Source organism: Rathayibacter sp. AY1C7 (genome assembly GCF_002931865.1).
Classification (GTDB): domain Bacteria; phylum Actinomycetota; class Actinomycetes; order Actinomycetales; family Microbacteriaceae; genus Rathayibacter.
In genome coordinates this window covers 1-9,860 of the sequence record NZ_PSWB01000046.1, presented here as the reverse complement: position 1 = coordinate 9,860, position 9,860 = coordinate 1, and the positions used below count along the sequence as shown (strand labels likewise).

The following is a 9,860-nucleotide window of genomic DNA, read 5'->3' as shown; positions in this document are numbered from 1 at the left end:
CGGGATCGGGGAGGGACAGGGCGGCGGGCGCCCGATCCCTCCCCGAGGCGGAGGCTAGGCCTCCTGGTCCTCACGGCGACGGCTGCGGGCGATCAGGAGCGAGCCGAGGCCGAGGGCGACAGCACCTCCCGAGAGCAGCAGCCAGGAGCCGGTCTCCACTCCGGTGGAGGGGAGGCCGCCGGGGCCGGTCGGCGCGGTGATCGGCGCGGCCGTGGCGGTCGGTCCGGCCGTCGGCACGACGGTGGGCTCCGGGGTCGACGTGGGCTCCGGGGTCGACGTGGGCTCGGGGGTCGACGTGGGCTCGGGGGTCGACGTGGGCTCCGGGCTCACGGTGGGCTCGGGCGTCGCGGTGGGCTCGGGCGTCGCCGTCGGCTCAGGCGTCGCCGTCGGCTCGGGAGTCGCGGTCGGCTCCGGTGAGCCGGTCGGCTCCGGCGTCGGCGTGGGCTCCGGGGTCCCCGGCAGCTCGACGGCGGCGCCCTCCGGCGCCACGGCGAGCAGCGCCCGGGCGACGTCGCTGAACGCTCCGACCGGGTGGTTGCGGAACACCGGCGAGGTGCCGAAGAGGAAGCCCTCGGTGCCCGACTCCGTCGAGAACGAGACGGCCGAGGCCTGCCCGGCCGCGTCGCTCCGGGACTGCCCGTCGGAGTCGACCCAGTGCCCGGCGACGAACGTGCCGTCCTCCGAGTAGCTCTGCTCGACCGCGACCGACTCGTCGAAGCCGGCGAACCACAGTGCCGGCGAGACGAACGCGGTGTCCTGCGGGTAGTCGCCGAGGACTCCGCCGGCGGGCGTCTCGACCGAGACGATTCCGTTGGAGCCGCTGGTGCCGGTCTGCGCGGTCAGCTCGGCCAGGCCGAAGTCGGACACGAAGGCCGCTCCTGCGCCGCCGCGGCCGACGACGTCGCCGCCCGCCGCGAGGAACTCCTCGACCACGATGCGGCCCACGGCCTGCTCCGCGGTGAAGGAGAGGGCGCGTCCCACGTAGAGCACGTCTGCGCCCTCGAGGGTCGCGGTGCCCGCGGTGAGCGCGGCCGCGTCGACGGCGACCGCGTCGGCGAAGCCGAGCTTGGCCAGCGCGTCGCGGTCCTCGTTCGTGCCGGAGTAGGCGACGCGGAGGGCGTCGAGCGCCTTCCCGTCCTCGGCGCGCACGCGGTCGGCGGTGGTCGCCGTGAAGTCGACGCCGAAAGCGGCGGCGGCTCCCTCGGCGGCCGCGAGCCCGGCGGCGTCTGCACGGAGGGCGATCGTGCCGTCCTCGAACTGCTCGAGGGCGACGCCGTCGGCCAGCAGCGCGTTGACGGCCTGGTACTCCAGGACGCCGCGCGGCTCGAAGGCGAGGTAGTCGGCGCCTGCCGGGACGGAGCCGACCGGAGCCACGGCGGTCACCGGCTCCAGGCCGACGGCCGGGAGGGCGTCGGTGGTGGAGCCGATCGCCTGCACGTCGGCGCCCCAGAGGAGCGAGAGGCTCCAGGCCGAGACGTCGTACATCTCGGGCACGCGGCTCGAGATGTCGCTGCCGTCGGCGAGGACGACGTTGGCGAGGCCGCGGACCGACTGGTGCATGTCGACCAGGTAGGTGCCCGCGGGGTAGGAGACTCCTCCGACGCTCGTGGCGGCCGTGGTCCGCGACACCTCGACGCCGTGGGCGAGCAGCTGCGCGACGAGTGTCTCGGCGTCCGAGACGGAGCGCTGCGTGCCGTCGACGGGGATGACGTAGGCGCGCGGGTACTCGGTCGTGTAGACGTCGGTCTCGTCCCAGATCTCGGTCCACTCGGTCGGCACGCCCGCGGGCAGGTCGGCCGCGGAGACGTCGGCGGGGATCTCGACGGCGGGGGCGCCGGTGACGCCGCGCTCGAAGATGGCGACCTGGTTGCTCAGGAGCGCGTCGCGGTTGGCCTCGATGTAGTCGACGGAGGCGTCCATGACGATCCCGGCGACCTCGACGTCGATGTCCGCGTTGGCCTGGCCCTGGGCGATCTCCTCCGGAGTGCTGTTGGCCGTGCGGCCGAGCGGAAGCTCCACCGTGTTGGTGATCGCGCCCTGGAAGGCGACGTACTGCGGGGCGAAGATGGGAGGCCAGTCGTCCCAGCCCGCGCGGATGTCGCGGTAGGGGATGAGGATCTTCCCGGTGTTGTCCGTGGTGGCGCTGCCGTCCTCGGCGAGGTAGGTGTTGCCGGGCACGTCGGCCTCGACGACGCGGCGCTCGATCTCGAGCGCGGTCGCGTAGGCGTGCGGGAGGAAGAGGTCGTACTCGTAGTTCTCGCCGTGCGGCGGGCCGCAGGGCTCGACCTGGAGGATCCCGGTGTAGCCGTGGATGTCGATGAAGTACGTGGGCTGGAGCACGCTCGAGAGGTCGCGGATCACGGCCGCCTCGCTGGTGGCTCCGGTGATCATGTCGCGGTTCGGGTCGTAGCCCGCGGCGACGGCGCGCTGGCCGAGGGCGCGGCCGTCGGGGTTGTTGGTGACGGTGAAGTAGAGGCGGTTGCCCTCGAGCAGCGCCTCGGTCTCCGCGTCCTCGGCGGTGGCGACGCCCTCGATGTACTCGAGGATCGCGTCGCTGCCCTCCCACTCGTTGCCGTGGATGTTGCCGTTGAACCAGACCGGCACCTTGTAGCCGTCCATCAGCTCGGCGTCGGCGGCCGCGGCGGCGGGCTCGTACTTGAGCCGGTCGCGCCACTCGGCCTGCTGCGCGGTCTCGGCCTCGGTCTCGGGGGCGGTGACGGTGACCAGGTAGATGTCGCGGCCGAGGCCGGACTTCCCGACCACCTGGGTCGAGACCCGGTCGGAGCGGGCGGCGAGCGCGTTCAGCTGCGGCGCGATGGCGTCGTAGGGGGTGACTCCGCGCAGGAGCGAGGCGTCGGTCGGGTCGACGGGCACCTCGGTCAGCGGGGTCTGCTGCGGGTAGCTGGTCGGCACCGCGATCGGAGCAGACGGCGGACGCACGATGTCCACGCGGGTGTAGTCGGCGGGTGCTGCGGTCGTGGCGGTCGCCGGCGGGGCGACCAGGAGACCGCCGGCGGCGAGCGCGAGCGCGGCGCATCCGGAGGCGAGGGCGGTTCGAGATCTCAAGCGGAGTTCTTCCCTTGTCGAGGCGTGACGGAACGGATCGGGCCCCCGTCGGCGTCTGGATCTCCGAATCGGATGTGAACCCTCTCAGGAAGATAGAGGCTCCATGTTTCCGTCACGTGTCGGCCGGGTCACCTCCGCGAGATGCCTCCTCGGTACGCCTCGCCCGGCGACTCGAGTGCCCGAGTGGCATCCGGCGAGAGGAGGAAGGAGGGCCCGGTCAGAGGAAGAGGGAGAGGACGAGCGTGGCGCCGAGCGCGAGGACGGAGGCGAGGGAGACGCCGACGGTCACGGACTTGAGGGCGCCGCGGACCGACTGGCCGAGGAAGCTCTGCAGCAGCCAGAAGGTGTTCGAGGTGACGTGGATGCAGAACAGCGCGCCGGAGCCCGCGGCGAGTGCGATCAGCAGCGGGTCGAGGCCGAGTGTCGCGGCGACCGGCGCGACGACTCCGGCCGCCGTGATCGCCGAGAGGGTGACCGAGCCGACCGCGATGTGCAGCACGGCCGCCATCACCCAGACGAGCAGCAGCGGCGCGGTCGCCGAGGTCGAGAAGTAGCCCTTCAGGATCTCGCCGAGGTCGCCCTGCGCGATCACCGCGGCGAGCGCCCCGCCGACGCCGGTGAGCAGGAAGATCTGCCCGCCGTCCTGGAAGCCCTTGGCGACCGCCTTCTCCATCCGCGCGGTTCCCACGGTGGACCGGCCGACCACTCCGGTGCCGATCACGGCGAGGAGGAGCGCGATGACGGGGTTCCCGAGGAACTGCAGCACCGGCAGCTCGACCCCGGAGACGGTGAGCACCGCCTGCGCGGCGATGAGCAGGAGGGCGAGGAGCATGGGCGCGAAGAGGAGCAGGAGCGGGCGCTCGCGGGCGGCGTGGGCGTCCTGCGCCTCAGCGGGACCCGCCGCGTCCTCGACGGACGAGCCGGACGAGCCGCCCGACACCGCTCCGGCTCCGCCCGAGGACGCCCCGCCGCGCCCCCGCGCGCCGAACGACGGCAGCCGTCCGCCGTCCGCATCGGGCGACGCTCCCACCGTCGCGAGCCCGGTCGTGTCGTCGCGCACGACCAGCTGCTCGTCGCGCGCCGGGTCCCAGAAGCCGAGGCGGAACGCGAGCGACATCAGCAGGATCGTGACCACGACCGTCGGCGCCACCACCGCGAATCCGCCGAGCATCATCACGCCCAGCGGCACTCCGAGCAGCCCCGCGAGCGCGACCGCGGCGAAGCCGGGCACCATCATCACGATGCCCGTCTCGAGCCCGACGGCGAAGGTCACGGCGACGATGCCGGTGCCCGCGCGCCCCAGCCGCGGCGCGATCCGGCGCGCGAGCGGGGCCGCGATCACGATCAGCGCGTCGACGAAGATCGTCTGCAGGTAGGTGGCGAAGGAGAGGCCCAGCGCGTAGGGGATCCCGCGGCGGCCGAAGACGCGCAGCAGGCCCTCGACGAGCCGGACGACGGCGCCCATCTCGTTGAGCATCGCGCCGATGAGCACGCCCCAGCCGATCAGGAGGCCCGCCTCCATCATCACCTCGCCGAAGCCGGTGGTCATCGTGGAGACGGTGTCGACGGGGCCGAGCCCGGTGAGCAGGCCGATCGCGGCGGCTCCCACGGCCAGCGCCAGCACCGGGTTGAACCGGAAGCGCACGATCGCGACGACCACCACGACGATCACGAGGGCGACGACGCCCAGGGTGTACCACTCGGGCATGACGTCCTCCTCCGCCCGCGACTGCGCGTGCCGTCACACCCTAGGGGACCGCCGCGCACCCCCTCGCCCCCGCCGGGCACGGGGCCCTAGCGTGGACGCATGGCACTGACGCTCCCCGAGCCCCGACTCCCCTCCCTCCTCGACTCCCCCGTCCTGCGCTGGGGGGTGATCGCGCCCGGCTCGATCGCCGGCTCGTTCGTCGAGGCGCTGCAGAAGCACACCCGGCAGCGCGTGGTCTCGGTGGGCTCCCGCTCGCTGGAGCGCGCGGAGCGGTTCGCGAGCCGGTTCGGGATCGAGCGGGCCTCGGCCGGCTACGAGGCCGTGGTCGAGGATCCGGAGGTCGACGTGGTCTACATCGCCTCCCCGCACTCGGAACACGCCCGCCAGGCACTGCTCGCCATCGCCGCGGGCAAGCACATCCTGGTCGAGAAGCCGTTCGCGCCGACCCCGGGCGAGGCCGAGATGATCGTGCACGCCGCGCGCGACGCCGGAGTGTTCGCGATGGAGGCGATGTGGATGCGCTACCTGCCGCACATGGACGTCGTGCGGCAGCTGCTCGCCGACGGGGCGGTCGGCGCGCCCGCCGTCGTCTCGGCCGACTTCGGCGCCGCCTTCGACTTCGACCCCTCCAGCCGGATCTTCGACCCGGCGCTCGCGGGCGGCGGCCTGCTGGACGTCGGCGTCTACGCCTCCTCCTTCGTCTCGATGGTGGCGGGCACCCCGCAGAGCACCGTCGTCGCCGGCAGCATGACCTCGACCGGCGTCGACGCGACCGCGACGATCGTCGGCAGCCACGCGCACGGGGTGCAGTCGGTGGCCACCTCGACCGTGCTGGCCGACACCCGCCACGCGGCGAGCGTCGCGGGGCGGGCGGGGCGGATCGACGTGCACCCGTCGTTCTGGACGCCGGGCGGCGTGACGCTCACCCGCGGCTCCGAGAGCGGGTCGTGGATCGACGAGACGCCGCTCCAGGGCGGCGAGGGCCTCGCCTGGGAGGCGCTGCACGTCGCGCAGTACGTGACGGAGGGGCGCACCGAGTCGCCGCTGCACCCGCTCGACGAGGTGGTCGCCGTGGTGCGGACCCTCGACGACGCGCGCCGCCGGCTGGGCGTCTCGGTGTAGGGCGGGGCGGCGGGAGACCGCCGTTCCGGCCCTCAGCCCGCCGGCAGCTCGACGCGGAAGCTCGTGCGCCCCGGCTCGGACGCGACGAGGACGCGCCCGCCGTGGGCGTCGACGACCGCCGCCACGATCGCCAGGCCCAGCCCCGTCGATCCGGTCGTGCGCGCTCGGGAGGAGTCGCCGCGGGCGAAGCGCTCGAACAGCACCGGCACCAGCTCCGGCGCGATTCCCGGGCCGGAATCGGTGACCGTCACGACTGCGATCGGCCGCCCCTCCGACACCTCCTCGGCGAGCGCCGCCACGACCCGGGTGCCGGGGGGCGTGTGCACGGTCGCGTTCCGCAGCAGATTGGCGACCACCTGGTGCAGCCGGAAGCCGTCGCCGCGGATCTCGATCGGCTCCTCGGGGAGCTCGAGGTCCCACTCGTGGTCGGGGCCCGCGGCATGCGCGTCCGACAGCGCCTCGATCACGAGCAGCGTCAGGTCGACGGGCTCCTTCTCGAGGTCGCGGCCCTCGTCGAGGCGGGCGAGCAGGAGGAGGTCCTCGACCAGCGAGGTCATCCGGGTGGCGGCGGACTCGATCCGATCGAGGGAGTAGGCCGCCGACTCCGGCAGCTCGGTCCCGCCGCGCCGGGGCAGCTCCGCGTAGCCGCGGATCGCCGCGAGGGGAGTGCGCAGCTCGTGCGAGGCGTCGGCGACGAACTGCCGCACCTTGTCCTCGCTCGCCTGCCGCGATTCCAGCGCACCGGTGACGTGGTCGAGCATGCGGTTGAAGGCGGCGCCGACCCGGCCGACCTCGGTGCGGGTGTCGGCGTCCTCCTCCGGGACCCGCTCGACCAGCTCGACGGCGCCGCGGTCCAGCGGCAGCTCGGCCACGCGGGTCGCCGTCGCCTCCACCCGCTCCAGGGGCCGCAGGGCCACGCGGATGATCGCGGTGGCGACGAGGGCGACCAGCAGCATCGCCAGCAGCACCACCACGACGACCACCCAGGTGAGGGAGGCGAGCGTCTCGGCGACCTCGCCCAGGGGGACGCCGACGACGACCACGGAGCCCTCGACCGCCGCCGCGCGGACGCGGTAGGTCCCGAGGCTCCCGGGCAGCTCGATGGTCGCCTCCTCGCCCCCTGCGGCGACGGCCGCCGCGAGCACCGAGTCGGCCGGGTCCGAGAACTGCCGGCAGACCCCGTCGGCGTCGACGTAGGCGCCGATGAAGGAGCCGTCCGAGCCCTGGACGGCGGTGATGGTGCTGAGGTTCTGGCTCGGGCCGCCGCCGAAGGATCCGCTCGGGCAGGTCGTGGCCTGCTCGATCGCGCTCGACCCGCCGAAGCGGCTCGGCCCGTCGAAGTCCTGGAGGCGCGTGACCGACTGGCTGAGCGACGCGTCCGTGCTGCCGTAGAGGATCGAGCGGGCGGAGAGCACGCTGACCGCTCCCACGACGCCCGCCGTCACCGCGACGAGCGCGACCACGGCGACGACCATCCGCCGCCGCAGAGTCCACGGCGCGCGCCGGCCGCGGCGGGAGCTGCGGAGGGCGGAGCGGGTCGCGAAGTCGCCGAGCGACGGGCGGCCGGTGCGGCTCACTGGTCGGCGGGCTTCAGGAGGTAGCCGGCGCCGCGCACGGTGTGGATCATCGGCGAGCGGCCGGCGTCGATCTTCTTGCGCAGGTACGAGATGTAGATCTCGACCACGCTCGACTTGCCGCCGAAGTCGTAGGACCAGACCCGGTCGAGGATCTGGGCCTTGCTGAGCACGCGGCGCGGATTGCGCATCAGGAAGCGCAGCAGCTCGAACTCGGTGGCGGTCAGCTCGATCTCGTCGCCGCCCCGGCGGACCTCGTGGCTGTCCTCGTTCAGCACCAGGTCCCCCACGACGACCTCGGGGTCGTCCGCGTCGTTGGCGAGCAGGGTGCTGCGGCGGATGAGGCCGCGCATCCGGGCGACCAGCTCCTCGAGGGAGAAGGGCTTGGTGACGTAGTCGTCGCCGCCGGCGGTGAGGCCGGCGATCCGGTCGTCGAGCGCGTCCTTCGCGGTGAGGAAGAGGACCGGGGTCTCGCTGCCGTCCGCGCGGACCCGCTGCAGGACCTGGAGGCCGTCGATGTCGGGGAGCATCACGTCGAGCACGATCACGTCCGGTCGGAACTCGCGGGTGATCGTGATCGCGGCGCGGCCCTCGGCGGCGGTGCGCACCTCCCAGCCCTCGTAGCGCAGAGCCATCTGGAGCAGGTCGGTGAGGGTGCTCTCGTCGTCGACGACGAGGACGCGGATCGGCGTCCCGTCGGCCCGCTTCAGGCGGGTGCGCTGCGCGGGGGCGAGGTGCTTCGAGGGGGCCGGGGTGCTCATGACTCCAGTATCGGGAGTTCCCTATGGATCGGCTATGACCGGCCGATGCCGTCGCTGTGCGCTCCCGATGCGTCCTCCGCGGGATCGGCGTCGAGCTCCTCCGGAGCGATCGCCGCGGTGCGCGCGTAGCCGCGGACCCGCCGGTCGATGAAGGTCGCCACCCAGAGCAGGACGCCGATCACGAGCAGCACCCCCGCGATGCCGTACTGGGCGGTGTCGCGTCCCGAGGTGATCGGCAGCACCAGGTAGACGCAGGCGATCGTGCCCAGCACCGGCAGCACGGTGGGGGTCCGGAAGTGACGGTGCTCGACCGGCTGCCGCCGCAGCACCAGCACGGAGACGTTGACGACGGCGAAGACCGCCAGCAGGAGGAGCGACGTGGTCCCGCCCAGCAGCACCGCGATGGGGTCGGAGGGGTCGCGCGACACGTAGGCGGTGAGGAGCAGGGCGATCACCGTCGTGAAGAGGATCGCGGCCCACGGCGTGCGCCGTCCGCGCAGCACGTTCTGCAGGAACGGCGGCAGCACGCCCTGGCGGCTCATCCCGTAGAGCAGGCGGCTGGCCATCATCATGTTGATCAGCGCGCTGTTGGCCACGGCGAAGAGCGAGATGAAGGGCAGGAGCGTCGAGATCGGGAAGTCGGGCGCCGCGGCCTCGACGACCGTGACGAGCGGAGTGTCGTTGCCGGCCAGCTCCCCCACGGGGACGATCGCGACGGCGAGCGTGGACACGAGCACGTAGACCACGGCGGTGATGCCGAGACCCGTGAGCATCACGCGCGGGAAGATGCGGCTGGGCTCCTTCGTCTCCTCCGCCATGTTCACCGAGTCCTCGAAGCCGACCATCGCGAAGAACGCCAGCGAGGTCGCGGTGCTCACCGCGAGCAGCAGCGACTTGTCCTCCGGCGCCTCGAACGCGACCACCCGCGAGAAGTCGGCCTGCCCGCCGAACACCGCGAAGAAGCAGACGAAGATCACCAGCAGCAGGCCCGAGAGCTCGATCAGGGTGAGCACCACGTTCAGCCCGACGCTCTCGGCGACACCGCGCAGGTTCACCAGGGCGATGCAGACCATGAACACCAGCGCGATGCTCAGCCGCGTCCCCGCGCCGTCCCCGAGCCCGAAGCCGATCGCGAAGTTGCTCGCGAAGGCGCCCGAGGCGGCGGAGGCCGAGGTGATCCCGCTCGCCATCACGGTGAAGCAGACGAGGAACGTGACGAAGTGGATCCCGAACGCCTTGTGCGCGTAGAGCGCGGCGCCCGCCGCCTGCGGGTACTTCGTCACCAGCTCCAGGTAGGAGCAGGCGGTGAGCGTGGCGACGACGAACGCGATCACGAAGGGGAGCCACGCGGCCCCGCCCACCTCGGCCGCGACCTGCCCGGTGAGGGCGTAGATCCCGGTCCCGAGGATGTCGCCGACCACGAACAGCAGCAGCAGCTTGGGGCCGAGCACCCGCTTGAGCTCGGGCGGGGCGGACGTCTCTCTCGTGGCGGTCATCGTCGGCCCCTCCCGTTGCGGATGAGCGCGAGCCTACGACCGCGGGCACCGCCCCGGGAAGAGCGGGCGCCCGGGGAGCAGGAGCCGACGACACCCACCACTCTGCCGTCGCGCCGTGCGCAGCGCAGCCTCC

General features: G+C 73.1%; 6 protein-coding genes. 1 reads left to right on the top strand and 5 read right to left on the bottom strand.

The genetic code is table 11. From position 1 onward, the window contains the following. Positions 1-54 precede the first annotated feature (54 nt). Together C5C69_RS16355 and C5C69_RS16350 are read right to left on the bottom strand one after the other, a co-directional pair. Positions 55-3,066, bottom strand: a complete 3,012-nt coding sequence (locus C5C69_RS16355; RefSeq protein ID WP_104258304.1) for a M14 family zinc carboxypeptidase — start codon at positions 3,064-3,066, stop codon at positions 55-57. 217 nt (positions 3,067-3,283) lie between these two features. Further along, positions 3,284-4,774 (bottom strand): GntP family permease, encoded by a 1,491-nt coding sequence (locus C5C69_RS16350; protein WP_104258303.1) that lies wholly within the window; start codon positions 4,772-4,774, stop codon positions 3,284-3,286. 99 nt (positions 4,775-4,873) lie between these two features. Here C5C69_RS16350 and C5C69_RS16345 point away from each other — a divergent pair, with 99 nt between their 5' ends. Beyond that, on the top strand, positions 4,874-5,896 hold the full coding sequence (locus C5C69_RS16345; RefSeq protein WP_104223651.1) for a Gfo/Idh/MocA family protein: 1,023 nt from the start codon (positions 4,874-4,876) through the stop codon (positions 5,894-5,896). Positions 5,897-5,928: 32 nt separating this feature from the next. Here C5C69_RS16345 and C5C69_RS16340 read toward each other — a convergent pair whose 3' ends face one another. Genes C5C69_RS16340 through C5C69_RS16330 form a run of 3 tightly spaced genes read right to left on the bottom strand, consistent with a single transcriptional unit; the run spans position 5,929 to position 9,727 of the window. Further along, on the bottom strand, positions 5,929-7,473 hold the full coding sequence (locus tag C5C69_RS16340) for a cell wall metabolism sensor histidine kinase WalK (RefSeq protein ID WP_219812137.1): 1,545 nt from the start codon (positions 7,471-7,473) through the stop codon (positions 5,929-5,931). Beyond that, entirely contained in the window at positions 7,470-8,231 is a 762-nt protein-coding gene (locus tag C5C69_RS16335; protein ID WP_104223650.1) for a response regulator transcription factor, read from the bottom strand. The genes C5C69_RS16340 and C5C69_RS16335 overlap by 4 nt, the downstream gene beginning before the upstream one ends. Before the next feature lie 32 nt (positions 8,232-8,263). After that, positions 8,264-9,727 (bottom strand): APC family permease, encoded by a 1,464-nt coding sequence (locus tag C5C69_RS16330; protein WP_104227060.1) that lies wholly within the window; start codon positions 9,725-9,727, stop codon positions 8,264-8,266. Positions 9,728-9,860 lie beyond the last annotated feature (133 nt).